The 18,317-nt window shown below is 40.7% G+C and carries 14 protein-coding genes; 1 reads left to right on the forward strand and 13 read right to left on the reverse strand.

Going from position 1 to position 18,317, the window contains the following annotated elements; translation table 11 throughout:
• Window positions 1-231 precede the first annotated feature (231 nt).
• The 11 genes from rpsT to AC3WVG_RS08875 all read right to left on the reverse strand — a co-directional run bounded on the left by rpsT (window position 232) and on the right by AC3WVG_RS08875 (window position 14,196).
• A complete protein-coding gene (rpsT, locus tag AC3WVG_RS08825) occupies window positions 232-495 on the reverse strand; it encodes a 30S ribosomal protein S20 (RefSeq protein WP_252380308.1) in 264 nt (87 codons plus the stop codon).
• 548 nt (window positions 496-1,043) lie between these two features.
• Window positions 1,044-2,027 carry a nucleoside recognition domain-containing protein gene (locus AC3WVG_RS08830; protein WP_488797771.1) on the reverse strand — a complete coding sequence of 328 codons (984 nt, stop codon included), beginning with the start codon at window positions 2,025-2,027 and terminating at the stop codon, window positions 1,044-1,046.
• A 56-nt stretch (window positions 2,028-2,083) separates the two neighbouring features.
• Window positions 2,084-2,728, reverse strand: a complete 645-nt coding sequence (locus AC3WVG_RS08835) for a DUF2238 domain-containing protein (RefSeq protein WP_488797772.1) — start codon at window positions 2,726-2,728, stop codon at window positions 2,084-2,086.
• A gap of 29 nt (window positions 2,729-2,757) precedes the next feature.
• On the reverse strand, window positions 2,758-4,845 hold the full coding sequence (gene glyS / locus AC3WVG_RS08840) for a glycine--tRNA ligase subunit beta (RefSeq protein WP_488797773.1): 2,088 nt from the start codon (window positions 4,843-4,845) through the stop codon (window positions 2,758-2,760).
• A gap of 144 nt (window positions 4,846-4,989) precedes the next feature.
• Entirely contained in the window at window positions 4,990-5,868 is an 879-nt protein-coding gene (locus AC3WVG_RS08845; RefSeq protein ID WP_488797774.1) for a glycine--tRNA ligase subunit alpha, read from the reverse strand.
• Window positions 5,869-6,117: 249 nt separating this feature from the next.
• Window positions 6,118-6,837: a DNA repair protein RecO gene (gene recO, locus AC3WVG_RS08850; RefSeq protein ID WP_488797775.1), complete on the reverse strand. Its 720-nt coding sequence runs from the start codon at window positions 6,835-6,837 to the stop codon at window positions 6,118-6,120.
• 2 nt (window positions 6,838-6,839) lie between these two features.
• Window positions 6,840-7,724: a helix-turn-helix domain-containing protein gene (locus AC3WVG_RS08855; protein WP_488797776.1), complete on the reverse strand. Its 885-nt coding sequence runs from the start codon at window positions 7,722-7,724 to the stop codon at window positions 6,840-6,842.
• A gap of 79 nt (window positions 7,725-7,803) precedes the next feature.
• The gene (locus AC3WVG_RS08860; RefSeq protein WP_488797777.1) at window positions 7,804-8,739 is read right to left on the reverse strand and encodes a SurA N-terminal domain-containing protein; all 936 of its coding nucleotides are present in this window, start codon (window positions 8,737-8,739) and stop codon (window positions 7,804-7,806) included.
• Window positions 8,740-8,745: 6 nt separating this feature from the next.
• On the reverse strand, window positions 8,746-9,708 hold the full coding sequence (locus AC3WVG_RS08865) for a peptidylprolyl isomerase (RefSeq protein WP_488797778.1): 963 nt from the start codon (window positions 9,706-9,708) through the stop codon (window positions 8,746-8,748).
• A gap of 423 nt (window positions 9,709-10,131) precedes the next feature.
• Window positions 10,132-13,581 (reverse strand): transcription-repair coupling factor, encoded by a 3,450-nt coding sequence (gene mfd / locus AC3WVG_RS08870; protein ID WP_488797779.1) that lies wholly within the window; start codon window positions 13,579-13,581, stop codon window positions 10,132-10,134.
• A gap of 138 nt (window positions 13,582-13,719) precedes the next feature.
• The gene (locus AC3WVG_RS08875; protein ID WP_252380318.1) at window positions 13,720-14,196 is read right to left on the reverse strand and encodes a chemotaxis protein CheW; all 477 of its coding nucleotides are present in this window, start codon (window positions 14,194-14,196) and stop codon (window positions 13,720-13,722) included.
• Between the two features lie 253 nt (window positions 14,197-14,449).
• Between AC3WVG_RS08875 and AC3WVG_RS08880 the strand changes: the two genes are divergently transcribed.
• Window positions 14,450-14,671: a hypothetical protein gene (locus tag AC3WVG_RS08880; protein ID WP_488797780.1), complete on the forward strand. Its 222-nt coding sequence runs from the start codon at window positions 14,450-14,452 to the stop codon at window positions 14,669-14,671.
• An 82-nt stretch (window positions 14,672-14,753) separates the two neighbouring features.
• On the opposite strand, the gene rbp is transcribed toward AC3WVG_RS08880, so the two are convergent.
• Window positions 14,754-15,017 carry an RNA-binding regulator gene (gene rbp, locus AC3WVG_RS08885; RefSeq protein WP_252380320.1) on the reverse strand — a complete coding sequence of 88 codons (264 nt, stop codon included), beginning with the start codon at window positions 15,015-15,017 and terminating at the stop codon, window positions 14,754-14,756.
• A gap of 291 nt (window positions 15,018-15,308) precedes the next feature.
• Window positions 15,309-17,741, reverse strand: coding sequence for a methyl-accepting chemotaxis protein (locus AC3WVG_RS08890; protein WP_488797781.1), 2,433 nt, complete (start codon window positions 17,739-17,741; stop codon window positions 15,309-15,311).
• Between the last annotated feature and the right edge of the window lie 576 nt (window positions 17,742-18,317).

Below are 18,317 nucleotides of genomic sequence, written 5' to 3' on the forward strand. Positions count from 1 at the left end.
GTCTTTGTTAGCATTGAAGAAAATGCGCTCGCAAATTAACTCAGAAAGTTGAGTATATATCTTAAAATTTCAAACTCTGAATTTTAGTATACAAATACCATATAGGTAAAATTGCAAATTGCAAATTGCGAAATAATAATCCCGACTCAAAAAGTCAAAAAATCATTTGACTCAAAAAAAAAGACCCGCCCAAAGGCGGGTCTACGAAAAAATTCAATATTAACTTTTCCTTTATCCGATACTATTAACCAGCTTGGTCAATCGCGAAATTTTTCTGGCCGCTGTGCGCCAATGAATAACCTTTTTCTGCGCTGCTCGATCCAGTACGGAAGTAGCTGTGCGCAAAGCTTCTGCGGCCTTTTGGGCATCTTTTTGTTCAGCTGCCAGACGAACGGACTTGATTACGTTTTTAACCCTCGTCTTTACAGACCTGTTACGCGCACGACGTTTCAAACTTTGCCGATGCCTCTTAAGAGCTGACTTATGATTGGCCAAAATCTAACCCTCCTAAAAAATTAACTTATTATAGTTGGTTATATAAATTTTACAATTCCTTCCCGTTTCCAAAATTTGAGTAATTATCCAATGCTGATAGATTTTGTCAAGATTTATTTTAATAAAATATACTGGTGAACGCCCAGATAAATGAAATAACTAATCCAATCGTCTCAAAAAATAACGTCAATCTCCAGTAACGGATTAAAAATAGCCGAACTTTAATTACTTAAGAGTCTGTGGCCGAACCTTTTTATCAACTTAATTTCCAACTTTATTCCAGTCTTGGTTTCTTTCATGCTGGTACAAAGGCTTGGACCCATCTAAAACTTGCTTGCGGACAGAGCATAATGGGATACTTTGGGTAAATAAATATTCTTTTTATTATCGATAGCTATGGTCAGTATCGCAAAATAGTTAGCCCATTCATCCCGATGCTCTGTTCTTCCGCAAGCTGCGTCAAGTTGGGTTACCCAAGCCGTTTGTAATGCACTTCAGAAACCAGGACTTTCAATCAGTGGTTAAAATTGGGGTTTGGTCACAGACTCTTAATTGCAAAAAGAGGCCCGGAAGAGATAACGATCAAATGTTTTTTCCGGTATTCTACGAAGTAGTTTCCCTAGCAGAAAAACAACCAGGAGCGAGAAAAAAAGTCGCCCCCACAAAATACCGGACAAGTCCCCTCCAAGAACCATCATGACTAAAGTATCTTCTATCAAACTATGAGATAGGCTCATCAGTGCAAGAGAAGAAACTATATCATACTTTAAGGAATTTCCTGACTGTACTTCCCGAATGATGAGTCCCCCGCCATAGCTAAGTCCAAGAGTCAATCCGATAATTGTAATGGGTGCGGCTGCTTTGCTCATGCCCAGGGCTGTAAGGACAGGTTCTAATAATTTGGTAAGCAGCATTGTCACCCCGAGTTTTTTTAACAACTTCATAATAAACAACAAGGTAAGTATTATCAGAAAGATCGATAAGTAATTTTTTATCTCTCCCTGGGCCCATGCCAGCCACGAAGGATCCTGGGGAGGCGGATTCCAGAGTAGCCTGTTGGGTGTTTGAAGATATCCTTTGAGCGTGTAAACATGATGCAGTAACCACCCTAATGTCAGTGCTCCAGCTATACGCAAAAAAGCAATGAAACGGAAACGCACTCCTGCCTTCTGCACAATACTGAGTTCGACTGGAAGAGCATGTGCCACCAACATCATAGTGGTCAGGACGGTGACCTGTGCAACTGTTAGATGAGCTTGCGGAGCAAGAGAGGCAAAAACGACCATGCCCCCATAGAGGTTGGTCAACATAGAGGTAGCCCAAACCAGTCCCATGCTGCCAGGAAGACCTACTAACTCCATCACCGGACTAAGAGCAAAACCCAGGTAATCAGTGATACCGGCATCAGTAAGGAGTTTTGTCAGGATGCTAATCGGCACTATGATCTTAAAGAGATCATAGCTGGTCTTTACTGCATCGCTTAACAGCTCTTTAATACTTTTTGCTAATTGATGTATGAAAATTTCCTGCATTTTCACTTTTATAACTTTAAGCCAGCTTTTCGGATCGCAAGTCCTGGTCCATCATTTTATACTTCCTGGAGTTGCTCCAGGGCTCGATCGTGGACACCGGAAAGCGTCAACAACGCTACAATGGCACCCAGGAGAGCAAGGAACATATCCCATTGCGTATCCCAAACGTCACCTTGCGTCGCCAGGAATGTGTCCGCTGCCTGGCCACCTATTATTGCGGCCCACCATTCAATAAGCTCATAAAATGAACTAAGGGCCAGGCAAACACAAACTACTAAAAAGAATAACCACTTGCCAGGGACCAATGGAGAGCGGCGAAGGAGGATCTCCCGTGCAATGATCGCCGGGATAAACCCTTGAGCAATATGGCCGACTCTATCGTAGTGGTTTCGACTCAGGTCCAGAAGGTCTTGGAACCAAAAGCCAAGCGGAACTCGTGCATAAGTATAATGCGCTCCAAGTATTAAGATTAATGCGTGGATAAGAATAAGTCGATACAGAAGTGGAGTGAGCCTAAAGTCGCGATACGTTACAATAAGAATTGGTCCTCCTACTAGAACTGGAAAGACCTCAAGAAACCAAACTATCCAATTGTAAGGGTGAATAGCAGATATGATCAAAGCAACGGTAGCAATCGCTAGCAGAAGCAAGGGTTCTAAGTTCGAACGCTTGCATAATATAAATTTACTACCGTTGCTCATTCAGTTGTTACAGTAAAGCCTAAGCTAAATCATACCTGCAGGGCAGAAAAATCAGCTAACCTGCTCAACCTTGAGGTCAAAGCAAAGAGAAGGTTTAACCTGTTTAATCGCAATTTTTTATCTTCGCACATGACCATGACGTGATCAAAAAACTCATCCACCACCGGGCGAAGTTCTAGCAACAACTCAAACAGGCCGGTAAAATCTTCGTCTGCCCATAACTTTTCCCAGACAGGTACAAGTTCATTGATTTTTTCGGCCAGATTCTTTTCGGCCGGCTCTTCCAGAAGCGAAAGTTCAAAATCGCCAGTTAGCTCTTCTCCTAGTTTTTCCCCCTGTTTACGGATAATATTGTCGGCACGCTTAAAGGTGAGCACAGCCTGCTCAAAATAATTTTGCTGTGCGAACTTGACCAAGGCTTTTAAGCGGGCAAAAGCGGTCCAGATATGGTCGAAACCTGCCCCTAAAACAGCATCAACCACTTTGGTGGGATAGTCCTGACCTGTCCAGTATGCTTTCAATCTTTGACCAAAAAAGTTTATAAGCTCTTGTTTTAAGTCTTCAAAGGACAACTTCCATTCAACGTTGTCATAACCTGCAAAAGTATAATCAATCAGTTCACTTAAGCTCAAGGACAAGTTATGACCCAAGATAATCCGAATAACACCCAGTGCCTGTCTCCGTAGAGCATATGGATCAGCAGCTCCCGTGGGAATCATTTTCAGACCAAAGCAGCCGATCAGAGTGTCCATTTTATCGGCCATGGCCAGGAGTGCTCCCTCCCTGGTCCGGGGAATAGGGCTATTGTGACCCGTGGGCAGATATTGTTCGGCAACGGCCCTGGAAACCACTTCAGATTCTCCTTTCAGACGGGCATAGATCCCCCCCATTATTCCCTGCAGGTCAGGAAATTCCCCAACCATTTCAGAGACCAAATCTGCCTTGGCCAGTCGTCCTGCCCTGGCCAGATCTTTTTCCAAGTCCGGAGAGGTAAGTTCTGCCAAATGAGCAGCCAGTCTTTGCAAACGACGGGATTTATCGCCCATGGAGCCCAACGGGGCAAGGAAAATGACCTTTTCCAGTTCATCCAGCCATACGTTGAGAGGAGTTTTGCAATCTGCTTCCCAGAAAAACCTGGCGTCTTCCAGCCTGGCCTTGAGTACCCGTTCCCAGCCCTTGCGAATGAGGTCCAAGTCCTCTGGCTCAATGTTTATGGTCGTTAGAAAATAAGGCAGCAGTTGACCCTGTTCATCTCTTAAACCAAAGCTTTTCTGATGAGTTTCCATGCTGGTCAAAAGAACTTCCTGGGGTAGTTCCAGATATTTTGAGTCAAAACGGCCTAGTACTGGCTCCGGATACTCCACCAGGTTTGCCACCTGGTTAAGCAGGTCCTCTTTCCAGGCGATCTGGCCATTTACTTCACTGGCCAGTTCATCGCCTTTCTGGCGGATAATTTCTTTACGTTTCTCAAAATCTAAAACTACCCTACCCTGGTTTTCTATCAATTGAAAATAATCTCCGGCGCTGCCTACTGTAAAAGGGCCTGGCCCTAAGACTCTATGGCCATAAGTAAGTTGATTTGACTCTACATCGGCAATCTTAAACTTAACAATTTTATCATCCATTAAGGCCAAAATCCAACGAATCGGACGGCCAAATGTAAAGTCCCCTGCCCAGCGCATTTTCTTGGGGAAAGTCAAAGCGGAGATTACCTGCACACAGATTTCAGGCAATATATCGTAAGTATCAGCCCCACCTACTTTTTTACGCACTGCCAGGTACTTGCCTTTATCTGTCTCCAGGACAAATGTATCCTGTATATCTACACCCTGAGAACGGGCAAAACCCAAGCCCGCTTTGGTCGGTTTATCATTTTCGTCCAGGGCAATCTTTACTGGCGGACCAGTTATGACCTGCTCTTCTTCATCCTGGCAAGGAGCCAGGTCGCTTATATACACCACCAGGCGTCTGGGAGTAACATAGGAGTCCAAACCGTCGAATTTAATTTTTTCTGCATTTAATCTTTGACTAAAAAGATCTTTAATCTCCTGAGCTAGACCTAACAAAAACCTGGCGGGCATTTCTTCAGTACCAATTTCCAGAACAAATTGGGCCATAATCTTACTCCGTTTTACAGCAAAATTTTTTGTATTTTTTTTATCTCGTTTTAGAGCCTCTGGTACTTTAACCGCTGATTGAAAGTATCTGTACCAGCATGAAAGATACTAAGACTGGAATAAAAAGTTTCGGCCACAGGCTCTTTAATCGTTAGTCTTTGCCATCAATGGATATCCCATTTCTTCCCGTTGTTTGGCATAAAGTTTAGCCACTCTGGAGGCCAGATTACGCACACGGGCAATATACCCGGTTCTCTCGGTAATTGATATAGCCCCCCTTGCTTCCAGTAGATTAAATAAATGTGAACACTTCAAACAGTAATCATATGCGGGCCAGGGCAGTTCCTTCGCACATAGCTCTAAACACTCCTGTTCACAGGCATTAAAAAAATTCAGAAGCATTTGTGCATTGCTAAAATCAAAGTTGTATTTGGAATGCTCTACTTCACCCTGATGATGGACTTGACCGTATGTTAATTCATCATTCCACTTTAGATCAAAAACAGATTCTTTCTCTTGCAAATACATGCTTATCCGCTCCAGTCCATAGGTAATCTCAACACTAATAGGATCGAGATCTATTCCCCCTACCTGCTGAAAATAGGTAAACTGGGTAACTTCCATACCGTTTAACCACACTTCCCAGCCTAGTCCCCAAGCTCCCAGGGTGGGAGACTCCCAGTCATCCTCGACAAAACGTATGTCATGTTTTTTGGGGTCAATGCCTAACCCTTTAAGACTGTTTAAATAAATGGTTTGAACATCTTTAGGAGCAGGCTTTAAGATAACTTGAAACTGATAGTAGTGTTGCAGACGGTTAGGATTCTCTCCGTATCTGCCGTCTGTAGGTCTGCGTGAAGGCTCGACATAAGCTACTTTCCACGGTTCCGGCCCAATTACGCGTAAAAAGGTGGCCGGATTAAAAGTTCCCGCACCCACTTCAATATCATATGGTTGCTGAATGACACAGCCATACTCAGACCAGAAGTTTTGCAAGTTTAAAATTACATCCTGAAAGTTCATCAATATCTCCTTTTCATAAGGTAAAAAGAGAAATCAGTTTATTAATCTCTTAACGTTCTCTTCGAATCGTCTCTTAGCCTTTTAGCATCTATACCTTTATTCTCTTTAAGAGTCTGTGCCAAAGCATTTTGACTACCTGATTAGAAGTCCTGGTTTCTTGAAGGCATTTGCACCAGTATGATAGAAATCAGGATTGTAAAAAAATTATGAAACATTGTCCTTGTTAAGTAAGGGGTTGGCCACGGACTCTTAAGACAAACCCAAATGATATTGACCAAAGGCATCCACAAGCTTGGCACAATTTTGCCGGATCTGAGGCGGAGGATTCCACATAACCCACTCCTTGGGGCCAGCTTGCTGTAATTTGTTTAAAAAATTTATGACCTCAAAATTTGTTTCTATAGCTTGAGTTGCCAATTTTAAACAGCTCGGACAATAAATTTTCCCTTCGGTAAAAGCAAAATAAGGCCTATTAATAGCCATCAAATCCTTTTTACATGAGGCACAGTAATCTAAGTATGGTTTATAACCCTGGGCAAAAATCAATCTTGCCTTAAATAGTAAAGGAAAAAAAGAAGAAACTTCTTCTCCATTTTCCAAAATATGAAAAGAATCCAGCAGAAGAGAATAAATGGCTGATGATTCTTCCGGATAGATATGTATATGTTGCAAAAACCTAAGACAGTTTACAGCCATACCTAGTCTGGAATATCTATTTTTAAGTCGGATAAAACCATTGATAAGCGTCCCTTCTTCCAGACTATAATATTTTTTTCTCGGATGTTGCCGGATTCGAAACAAGACCTGGTTCAGACTATCCAAACACCCACAGAACCTGCGCCTGCTTTTACAGCCACCAAAGGCAAAAGCAGTTATAATTCCTTTTGAGGGAGATAAAACCCTGACCCATAAGTCACTTTCCCTGAATTTACCTGTACGCAAAATAAGTACTTTCTCTGTAAATTCCATTGTTAATCTGAAGAGGCAAATTCCAGGGTCTTCACCTGTCCTGACTGGGCCTGAAGGGGATACTCTTCATCATTATAAAATAATTTTACTCCCCCGGCATTGCCCAATCTTAACCGTAAACTTTTTGTAAACTTGAGATCAATTTTTTCACCGGCACGAAGATAAAATTCTTTTTGCTCATCATCAATTTCAGCCTGTACCCAACAGGGTTCAAAGGCGTCGATGGTTACCTTTTCCTGTTTATCTGTCTTTTCCAGATCATTTTTAGTGGGCAGCTTCTCCTGTTTAGCGATATTGTTTTCGTTTGCCGCCGTTTCTTTAGTTTTTGTGATGACCTTAGCACCATCTCCATCTGATTCGTTATCAATATCTGGTTTTGAGGCAAAATCATTTATATTTCCATTATCATTCTGTGATGACCAGATATCATTTTTTTGCTTTTCCTCTAGTAGAGTTGAATTTTTATTTATGTTTTGCATATCTTGGTCAGAGAAGAAAACCGAGGAAATAACCGACCAGGCAAAAAGAGCCAGGATAGCCCCTAAGGCAATAAAAAGAATAAACTTTAATAACTTAAAAAGGCGTCTCTGCCTAGATTTTGTTTTAAAAGAGGTGGGTAACTCTTCCAAAAGTTCATACTCTTCATCGGCACTGTAAAGACTGGCAAACCGATCGCCTATATCTCTCCAATCTAGGCCTAAAATTCGAGCATAGTTTTGAACAAATCCCTTGGCATATACCGGATGGGGAAGAAGCGAGGTATCACCTTGTTCAATTGCCTTTAATACTTGTACACTTATCTTGGTTTTTTGCTGAATTTGTTCAAGAGTCAGGCCTTGATTTTCCCTTTCTTCTTTAAGTTTTTGACCAAGCTCTAATAAATCCATCTTCTCCCCCAACTAATAAAGGCTTACACCTATTATTTAGGATTTAATATTTACCTAAACCAATTTTTAATTTTATCATCTAAATCCTAACATCAATAACAGCCTTTTCTCTTAAACTACGCATGTACTCTCTAAAGCGTTCCTCCAGTCTGGGTTGATAGATAATTTTCCGAATCTCATCTTCCACTTCCTTTAGAGGTTTTGGCTCCCCTGATAAAGATTCTTCTACTTTAAGAATTGCACCCTTATTGTTTAAGCTAAAGACTGAAGTTATCTCCCCTTGTTTTAATCCCTTAATAGCCTGTTTCCATTCTTTAGCCAGATCTTGCCAATTAACAAAACCGAGATCTCCACCGCTTTCTGCGCTTGGGCCCTGAGAAAATTTTTTCGCTGCCTGCTCAAAAGTCATTTCCCCTGCCATTATTTTTTTTCTAATCTGTTTTGCCTCTTCCAAGGTCGGGAGCAAAATGAGCTTCAGGTGGACTTTCTTCTCAGTGTCAAAGTCTTGTTTGTGTTCATTATAATACCTTTCGATTTCTTCCTGCGTAACCACTACCTTCCGTTTGACCATAGCCCCGATAAGACGGTGTTTAATGATATTATTTCGAACCTGCCTTTTATAATCTTCCCTGGTCAAACCCTGCAATTTCAGTTGGTTTAGAAATTGTTCTTCTGTTAAATTGTTTCTCTGCTTAAACTGACGGATGAAATTCTCAATCTCCATATCAGAGACTTCAATCTTGTATTTTTCTGCTTCCTGCCTGAGAAGTATATCATTGATCATCTGGTCCAAAAGTTGCTTTTTCAGATCCCTTATAGCCTGCTTTTCTGCCGGACCTAATTCTTTGCCTTTGAACCTTTCCAAATAAGGTTTAACCCGCTCATTAAGTTCAAACAGGGTAATTATCTCCCCATTCACTACAGCCACAATACGATCTATTATTTCTTCTGCAAAAACTGGTTTAATAAACAGACACAAAAAAAGACAAAAATAAAAACCACTTTTTTTAAGCATAATTTTTTAATTCTCCTCCCTCACATTACCATTTTCTTTTTTCTTCAATAACATTACATTGATTTTAATTTCAGCCTTTTGCAAAGTGTCTTCTACCCACTCCAAAAATAACCTACGTATCTTTTCCTGGATTAATTTCTCTTCAATAAGTGAATAAGCTTGAAAAGGCTCCAACAGCTTGGCCTCTTCTTTTTTTAAGACAACAAGAAAATAAAAACTTTTTTTATCGTTTTTTATCTTACTATATTCGCCTGGCTTTAGATTTTTAATTTCACCGGCCCAAATCATGGGCAATTGATCAACACGCATAAAGTATTCATGGATAATCATATCAGGAAATTTTTTGCGTAACTCTTCTACTTTATTTTTCTTTTTATAACTAATTATAGCTTTTTTTATCTTTCCTTGATCAGGAGAAGAAAAAACTAAAAATTTTATTCGTTCAGGAAGATAAAATTCGGATAAATTTTTTTGGTAATAATCTTGAATTTCCTGAAAATCTATTTTTACACTGGGTCTCAAAACTTCTTGAATAAATTTTTCCCAGGAAATTCTGAGTCTAAGTTGCTCCCGCCAATAATTTAAATCAATGTACTCTTCAATAAGTATTTTTTCAAACTCATCCGGAGGGTAATCCTGACGTACCTCTTCTTCTCTGGCTTTCAGTTCTTTATCAGTAACCTCCAGCCCCCTGACCGCTAACTCTTGTTCAACTAGTTTATACAAAATAAGGTTTGTCAGAATTTGACCATATTCCTGCTGCAAATGCTCTACACTTGGAGGCAGAGTTTCCCCCCACTCCAGGTGTAAAAAATCATAGTTGGCCTCTAATTGGTGAAGATAAATAGGGCTTCCATTAACCAAAGCCACAACTCCTGGTTCCTGGCCACTATTATTACAAGCCATATTAAACCACAGAAGTAATGTGAGGATCAAATATAAAAAATTAAAGTTGAATTTCCTTACCATATCACGCTTCGCTGTTATTTATTCGCATCTCCCACGTTATTACGCCTTTACTGTCCCCCAACCTAATTCACCCATATACCCATGGGCGTATCCTCTATTTGCACTGATTTTTGAGAAGCCTTAATTTTGGCATTGCATCTGCTGATTTTTCTCGTTCATATTTAGCAAAATTTTGTCGTAATTAAGTAATCAAACTGGTGCAGATGCTCTGTGCAGTGGTAATTATCCAGAATCTGGCGGCAATCAGAGGGAAACTCTATTACGGAATCCCATATCCACTCTGCTCCATCTGCATTGGCCAAGCTTCTAAAGTCTCAAAAGTCATTTTTATATCATCCATCTCCACCCTACTCACCTTACTCAACTATTCACCTACTCAACTACTCAACCAAAGTGCAGCTATCAGATGCACTCTATACCCATTCACTCATTTACCAAACTAACCAACTCGTCCAATTTTGCCGCTGCTGTATCCAATGCTTCGGCAATAGATTGATCAGACCTTAAACGCAACTCCAATTTTGCCGGAGGTATTAAGCGAGCCAGTTTCTGATTCTCCTCGATCCACTTAACCAGGGCCAGAGGGTTAATTTTCTGCATATCTTCTGGCCAGGACAAAACCATTTTCTGCTCGAAAAGTTCTGCTTTGACTATACCTAAAAGTGAAAGTTTTTGTTTAACTTTTAGTACCTGGATAAAAGTTTCCAATTCCGCTGGTATCTTGCCAAAACGATCCCGGATTTCCGCCTTTATCTCGTCAAAATCCTGCTCTGTAGTGCAAGAAGACAACATTTTATAATACTTAAGTCTTTCACTAGTATCAATTATATACTCTTCAGGTATATGGGCAGTAAAACCAATATTCAGTTCCGGTTCAACTTCCCTGCTCCTAGATTCTCCCTTAAGCTTACGCACCTCCTCATCAAGCATTTCCAGAAAAAGATCCAGACCAACCTTACCTATATGGCCAGACTGAGCCTCACCAAGAATATTCCCTGCCCCGCGCAACCGCAAATCTTGCATGGCTATCTGGAACCCAGCTCCTAAGTAGTCCATCTCCAAAATAATTTGCATTCTTTTCCTGGCCTGTTCTGAAAGCCGGTCAAGAGCAGGGACTATAAAATAAGCATAGGCCTGCTCGCCAGAGCGTCCGACCCTGCCTCGTAATTGATATAATTGGCCCAAACCAAACAACTGGGCTTGATCCACAATCAATGTGTTGGCTTTAGGAAAATCAAGACCAGACTCGATAATAGACGTACAGACCAAAATATCGATTTCCTGGTGCCAGAACCTGTGCATAGTCTCTTCCAGATCCTTTTCTGGCATCTGGCCATGGGCTTTGGCTACTCTGGCTTCTGGAGCTAGTTGACTCACATAATTAACGACCTGATCAAGTCCCTGGACCCGATTATAGACCCAAAAGACCTGTCCTCCCCGCTCAAGTTCCCGGAGGAGTACTTCCTTCAAAAATTTCGGATCGCGCTCTATAATTGCGGTCTGCACTGGTTTGCGTTCAGCAGGCGGGGTCTCAATTACACTTAATGTCCTGATCCCGGACAATGAAAGCTGCAATGTCCTGGGAATGGGAGTTGCCGTTAGGGTTAGAACATCAATATTCTGGCGAAGTTTTTTTAATTTTTCTTTGTGCTTGACTCCAAAGCGTTGTTCTTCGTCCAAAATAAGTAAAGACAATTTAGGTAGATACACATCCCCAGATAAAAGACGATGTGTTCCGATTAAGATATCTATTTCTCCTCTTTTCGCGGCTTGCACAATAAGGTTTTGTCTTGCTTTGGGGACAAACCTGCTCAACATGGCTACTTTAACGCCAAAATCTTCCATTCTCTGCCGAAAATTCTGGTAATGTTGCTCAGCTAGAACTGTGGTCGGGCAAAGCAAAGCCACCTGTTTACCATCTATTACAGCGCGAAATGCCGCGCGCATGGCTACTTCTGTCTTGCCAAACCCCACATCTCCACAAACAAGCCGGTCCATAGGCTCGGGGCGTTCCATATCAGCCAGAACCTCTTTGATAGCCTTTTCCTGATCAGGAGTTTCATCAAAACCAAAACTGGCCTCGAATTCAAAGTAGAGTTCACTTGGAGTACCATAGCTAAATCCTTTTGCCACCTTGCGATAGGCATACATATTGACCAGATCACGAGCTATCTTGGCAATTGCTTTACGAACACGGTCTTTAGTTTTTTGCCATCCCGAACCACCGAGCTTATCCAGGCCTGGGCTAATCCCTTCCGGCCCTTTGTATTTTTGAACAAGATTCAATCGGTCCACAGGAAGGTATAGTTTATCGCCTCCTGCATATAAGAGAAGAAGATAATCATTGGCTACTGATCCAACCTTGATTCGTTTCAGGCCCCCAAACCGGGCTAACCCATAGTCTCTGTGTACCAACAGATCATTCTCAGCAATCTCTTCAAAACTGGTCAGTCCCTTGAAATCTACTGACCTTCTCTTGGGACGCTGTCCTTTGTCTGGTTGGAGAACATCTTCAGCCAAAATCAGGATGTGGTTCCACTCCAGAACCATGCCCTGAGAAAGATTGGAAATCAGAGCAAACAAACCTTTTTTTTGGGGAGTATAGTTTGTGACCGGAAAAATTTTCTCTTCGGCAATTAACTGTAAGAATTTTTGTCTAGACTTTTGATTGTGAAAGGAAAGTATGACTTGGTTATATGTTTCTTTCCACTCTTTTAGAGCCTGGAGCAAGGCAGACCAGGGTCTGGCCTTATGCTCTGGCTTCCAGAAGAGATCAAAAAAAGATGTGACTTTCTTTTCTGGAAGCTCAATATAACCCTGTTCTGTTTTCTGACCCATAACCAGGCTGTCAAAAAAAACCCGGGGTCTTTTTTCCCAGACAGTGTGAACATGGGCCGGGGTATGGACGATTTCACGCAAAGGCAACTCAACCGTGTCAGCCCACTCCTGCCAGGACCAGTAAGCTTCGTCCAGACGTGAACGAAAATTTGCCCCATCAACAAGTAAAAAATAAGTTTTTTCTGTTAAGAAATGTTCCAGAGTGGCTGGTTTCTCGTAATATAATCCTGGTAGAAAGGAGTAATTATTTTCTTCCAGGGTGCTAAAAAAAGTGAACTTTTGTTCTTTGGAAATCTCTCCTGTAACCCAAAGCTTTTCAATTTTTTTCTTTGCCTCCTGTTTATAGGCTTCTTCCATAAGGTCGGGGGCAACAGGCAAAATAAGTGTTTCCTGGAGTTCCTGCTTTGAGCGTTGCGAAATGGGCTCGAATAAACGTATATTTTCAATAAAATCGCCAAAAAATTCTATACGAACCGGATGAACATACCCAGGGGCATAGACATCAAGTATGTCTCCGCGCCGGGAAATTTCTCCTTGACTGCTAACCATGGAAACCCGCTCATATCCCCAGGTGATCAGTTTCTCCAATAATTTCTCTAAAGGGTACTCTTCGCCAGCAGCTAAATACAAAAAACTATTTTCAACAACTTCCTTAGGAGGAAAAAGAGCCAGAAAATTATCAACAGATGAAACTATAGCCTTAGGCGTGTTTTTATTGGTCAGATTGAATAAAGCCGACCATCTCTGGGCCCAAATCTGTTTGGAATCTTTTTCCGGAATAAAATCCGGAAAAAATACCCAGTCCTGTTCCCAAAAATTAGCAACAGCGTCTTCTTTTTTGGTAGCAAGTAAATTAATTATGGCTTTATACTGGGGCAAATCAGTACTTGAAGGCAAAACAAGAGCAACATCTTTACCCTGACTCAAAAGATAATAGGCCAAATAAACATGAGTGGCCGGCCCGGACTTAAATATCCGGCAAATATCACCATCGTTTAATCTATCCAATATTTTCTTTAAATGAATTTCCAACAAAGCTTATAACCTTTAAATCGTGATGCTTAACTATTTAAATAGAAATTGGGTGACATATTTATCTATCACCCAGGTTAAACATAAAAGCCGCCCTGGAGGCGGCTTAAAAATAAATTTTTTTCAAAAAAAATTAACAGCCTAAACTTGGCTTAAAACATCCTTCTCCTCACGGCTGAGCAGACGATCCAAGTCCAGAAGGATCAACAACCTATCATCCAGCTTGCCAACACCACTAATATATTCAGAATCCAGGCCAGCCACTACTGGTGGAGGCGGTTCAACTGTATCAGCAGGAATACGCAAAACTTCAGATACTGAATCTACGATAAAACCTACGATCATATTATTGATCTCGATGACAATAATTCGAGTGTTCTTATCGTGCACCTTTGAATCCATCCCAAACCTTTTGCGCAAATCAATGATGGGGATGACTTTGCCCCTCAAGTTAATCACTCCTTCCACAAAATCAGGGGCTTTGGGTACTCTGGTTATCTCCAACATACGGATAATTTCCTGTACCTTAAGGATTTCCACACCAAACTCTTCATCCCCGATATTAAAAGTGACTAATTGTAAAAGCTCAACATCTTTTTTTCTCAATTCTTCAGTCATAACCTTTCTCCTGCTGGATGAGGATTCTAAAAACTAATCCAAATCAAAATTTGAATATCCTCAATAACTTTTACATTACAATTGCTTACTTCTTTTCTTCTTTTTTATCAACCAAGCTTTTTAAGGCAGACCACTAGAAATAAAAACAAATAAATTAAATGAGTTAAAATTTATTTGCCAAAAAACACATTAATTTGTAAAAGCTTTCTAGCCCATACGAAGAGACAAAAAGTTAAAGGAGGACTTTACGCTAATGGCTCAATTTTTGCCACAGTTGGATGATTACCCCCTGGAGGAACAATTAAAGACTCTTGGAGATGAAGAGTTATTGGACTTCTGGGAAGAAAGTCAGTTTTTGAACAAGTATTTGGAGGATGAAGACCACAAACCCAAAGGCCTATCGAATACTAATTATGAAAAGCTGATTGTACAGGAACTTCAAATCAGAACTTGTATGCGATACCTAATAAAATAGAGGAGAAGCTAAAGGTTAATGTTGATAATAATAAACAGCAGGGTCATTCAAAAAGCCCGCTTTAAAGCGGGCTTTTTGTTCTCTACCAGGCCTGTCTTCTTTCCTGTCTTGGTCTAGCCTCGTTGACCCTAATATTTCGGCCACCGAACTCTGCACCATTAAGGGTTTGCATGGCCTCATCTCCACCGTCTTCCATTTCTACAAAACCAAAGCCGCGGGAGCGACCAGTTTCGCGATCAGAGATGATTTTTACTGAGTTGACCTGACCATACTGAGAAAACAAATCGTGCAATTCCTGCTCAGTTGCCTTCCAAGGTAAATTTCCAACATACAAATTCTTAGACATAAACTAAAAACTCCAAAAAAACAAAAAAATTAACCACACATCCGCTACTTAACCCAACCACTTGGACTAAGTAATCATACTTTGCGGACAAACCCAGAATACCTTTACAGCAAATAGAAATATTTGCAAGTTTTTTTTAATAAATTTTTTTTTAAATAAAAATATCATAGAACGCATTAAAAAAATAGACTTTTTTATAAACAAAAAACTATTAGAGTATCTTATGTTCAAAAAAATTATTTAATTAATAAGGGTGAGCAAGCTCTCATGGAAAAGAGTATATGAGTCTGCTCATTTATCAACTTTGGTGTCCACAATCTGTCTCAACTTCTCAGCTAACTCAAGCAGGTGATTCAGTGCCTTGGCGGAAAACTTCATTCCCTCTGCTGTTTCCGAAGAAATACGGTTGATCTGGTCAATGGCCCTATTAATTTCTTCACTTGTGGCTGACTGTTCTTCTGCAGCTGTGGCAATGTTATCAACTTGGGAACTGGAAGCTTGGACCAAATCCACGATTTCCCTTAATGATTCTCCGGAAAGATTGGCTAGATCCTTAGCCTTTTGTACAGCCTGAGCAGCCAAATCGGTATTTTCTATATTTTTTCGAGTTCCAGTCTGAATAGCTTCAATGGCCTCACCTACTTCCTTGGTTGCGACCATTGTTTTTTCCGCCAACTTGCGCACTTCATCAGCAACCACGGCAAATCCTCGACCAGCCTCTCCGGCCCGAGCCGCTTCAATGGCTGCATTTAAAGCCAAAAGATTAGTTTGGTCAGCAATGTCAGAAATTACATTCATTACTTGACCAATGGATTCTGCTTGAGAACCCAATTGATCCATATTCTTTTTGAGTATATTAGTTAATTTGTGCACTTCGGAAATCGCCTGAACCACATCAGACACAATATTGGCCCCCTGTTCTGCCTTGTCCCGGCTTTGGTTCACCTGTCGAGAAGCATTGGATGCATTTTTAGCCACCTCTAAAACAGCTGCGTTCATTTCTTCCATGGCTGTGGCAGTTTCCGTAACCCTTTCTCTTTGTATCTGAGCTCCTTCGGCCACGTGTTCAACCTGCTCGGAAATCTCGGTAGTCGTATCTGCTACTTCAAGAGCTACTTCGCGTACTTCCTGGTTTACCCGCTCAATCTGTTCCAAATTTTTCTTTAATTCTCTTTCCTTCAGAACCAAGTTTGTGACATCCCGAGCCACTTCTACGTAACCAATCACTTTGCCATCACAATCACGCAAGATATCTGCAAAAGGTTTTATAAACTTCTTTTGGCCATCAATATTCATTTCGATTATTTCAGCTTCAGTAGAACCTTGAGCAGCCTTGACCTGATCAATAGGACACTTGTTCGTGCCACAAACCTTTGTACTAAAAATATCTCTACACTTTCTTCCTTTTAAACTTTCACCAGTGTTTTCCCCCGCTACCCTGGCTACTGCTTTGTTAGCTAAGAGAATATTATAGTCTTTGTCCACCGCAAACACCGGATCAGGGATAGTTTCAATGATATAACGATAATACTCAATATTACACATCATGCCGTTAATCTTATCCATTAATTTATTAAACCAAGTGGCCAAAAGACCAATTTCATCCCTGGTCCCGACCTGAATATGATCCGTCAAATTCGCTCTATCTTCAGTAATGTCTTTAATTGTAGCAACAACCTTGTTGATAGGCCTAGTGACAAAGATAGAGGTAAGCAGACAATTTACAATTCCAGGCAAGAGCATCAATGCCAGCAGGGTCAGACCAATGGTTATGGACACAGAAGTGATTGATCCTGTTATGGCCTTATTATCATAAGCATAGACAAAAACACCAATCTGATTGCCCTTGTAATCCTTTACTGGAAATGCAGCCAAGGCAGTATTTCCTTGCTGTTCCAGATAAAGCCCCCTTCTACCTTGGTGCAAAAGATTAATATTAATCAATGATTCATACTGTTTGTTCTTAGATCCTGAAACCAATACAAACTCGTTATCAATGACCGGATATTTTTGGGAATCCTGCAAGCGTTGCGTAATATGCAGTTTGTCTGCATTCATATATAATATAACTTCCTGACCATCTCCTTCTGAAGCAGCCTGGAGTAAGGGGTTAAAGTCCAAAAGAACCTCAACAGAGCCTAGTTGTTTCCCGTTTGACTTAACAGGTGCCAGGCCTCGAATGACAAAGCCGCCCCTGCCAAGCTCAATACCATAAACTGGTTTTCCCGACTGGTTAACATCCAAGACAGTCTGACGAAATGAAGAAATATCATCTGATATATCTAGCCAGACTCCGTTTTTCTTGGTCTGTTTTTTCCTCCACAACCGGACGAGGCTCCGGCCATTAGGCAAATGGTAATGCAATTTAAAAGATGTGCCGGTTATCTCTTTAACGCTACTTAAATTATCCTTTAAGAGTTGGCGCAGCATTTGCCTGGCTTCCTGAGCATTAGGATCATTTTCATCATCGATATTCCCTTCATGGGCCTTTTCAAAGGCTTGAACCACCCCGGGCAAAGATGCAAACAAAGCTGCCTGCCTTAAGGCCTGACGACCTAAAATCTCAATACTATGTTCTAGTTCCTGGGCCTTATTCTGGGCAAATTTATGTGAAAAATAGCTCTGCATTTCTTTTAATTCGCCATGAACAACCCAATAACCTATTCCGCCTAAAATAACCACGGACAAGATCAAGGGAATAAATAATTTATGCCCTAGTTTCATAACTTACCTCCTAAATGGAAATAAAAAAACCAAGAGGCAACGGATGTGCCTAACATGTTAGTATAGTTAAATTTTAGACAAGCGTCACTACTAGGACTGGTGGTAATATTTTTAAAACCCTAAGAGTGTCAACAAAAAAACAGGTATAAAAAGCGGGCAAAGCCTCCTGGATAAATTTTTTCAAATTTGTCAAATGTTCTGTTTTTTGTTTTAACAAAATCACAGATAGCAAAAAATATTGCCTGAATCGAAACGACCTCAACCGCCTCATTAAACTATCAACCCGAAAAGCAGGTATTTTAAAAACACTCCTTCTTTTCCCGGTAAAATCGAAGGTGATAGAGAATTGTTGAGGGTGTTAGGATGAGATTAGAGGTAAAAAAGGAACTTTCGCTAAAGTCACCTCTTTTTTGGAGAAAAATTAAAAAATCTTACTTAAACAACCTTAAACAAATTTTTTGTTTTCTCCTTGAAGATGCAACTGCAATAATTAAAATTTTACAGTTTTGACAAACATCTTCATCTTGTAACCTATTCAAATAATTCAACATTCATCATTCAAAATTCAACATTGCC

It is taken from the genome of Desulfovulcanus sp. (assembly GCF_982781345.1).

Bases quoted from the DNA above. Each gene is read 5' to 3' on its own strand.
- AC3WVG_RS08830 (WP_488797771.1), bottom strand. From the start codon at position 2,027: ATGCAGGAAATTTTCATACATCAATTAGCAAAAAGTATTAAAGAGCTG.
- AC3WVG_RS08835 (WP_488797772.1), bottom strand. From the start codon at position 2,728: ATGAGCAACGGTAGTAAATTTATATTATGCAAGCGTTCGAACTTAGAA.
- glyS (WP_488797773.1), bottom strand. From the start codon at position 4,845: ATGGCCCAATTTGTTCTGGAAATTGGTACTGAAGAAATGCCCGCCAGG.
- AC3WVG_RS08845 (WP_488797774.1), bottom strand. From the start codon at position 5,868: ATGAACTTTCAGGATGTAATTTTAAACTTGCAAAACTTCTGGTCTGAG.
- recO (WP_488797775.1), bottom strand. From the start codon at position 6,837: ATGGAATTTACAGAGAAAGTACTTATTTTGCGTACAGGTAAATTCAGG.
- AC3WVG_RS08855 (WP_488797776.1), bottom strand. From the start codon at position 7,724: ATGGATTTATTAGAGCTTGGTCAAAAACTTAAAGAAGAAAGGGAAAAT.
- AC3WVG_RS08860 (WP_488797777.1), bottom strand. From the start codon at position 8,739: ATGCTTAAAAAAAGTGGTTTTTATTTTTGTCTTTTTTTGTGTCTGTTT.
- AC3WVG_RS08865 (WP_488797778.1), bottom strand. From the start codon at position 9,708: ATGGTAAGGAAATTCAACTTTAATTTTTTATATTTGATCCTCACATTA.
- AC3WVG_RS08875 (WP_252380318.1), bottom strand. From the start codon at position 14,196: ATGACTGAAGAATTGAGAAAAAAAGATGTTGAGCTTTTACAATTAGTC.
- AC3WVG_RS08880 (WP_488797780.1), top strand. From the start codon at position 14,450: ATGGCTCAATTTTTGCCACAGTTGGATGATTACCCCCTGGAGGAACAA.
- rbp (WP_252380320.1), bottom strand. From the start codon at position 15,017: ATGTCTAAGAATTTGTATGTTGGAAATTTACCTTGGAAGGCAACTGAG.
- AC3WVG_RS08890 (WP_488797781.1), bottom strand. From the start codon at position 17,741: ATGAAACTAGGGCATAAATTATTTATTCCCTTGATCTTGTCCGTGGTT.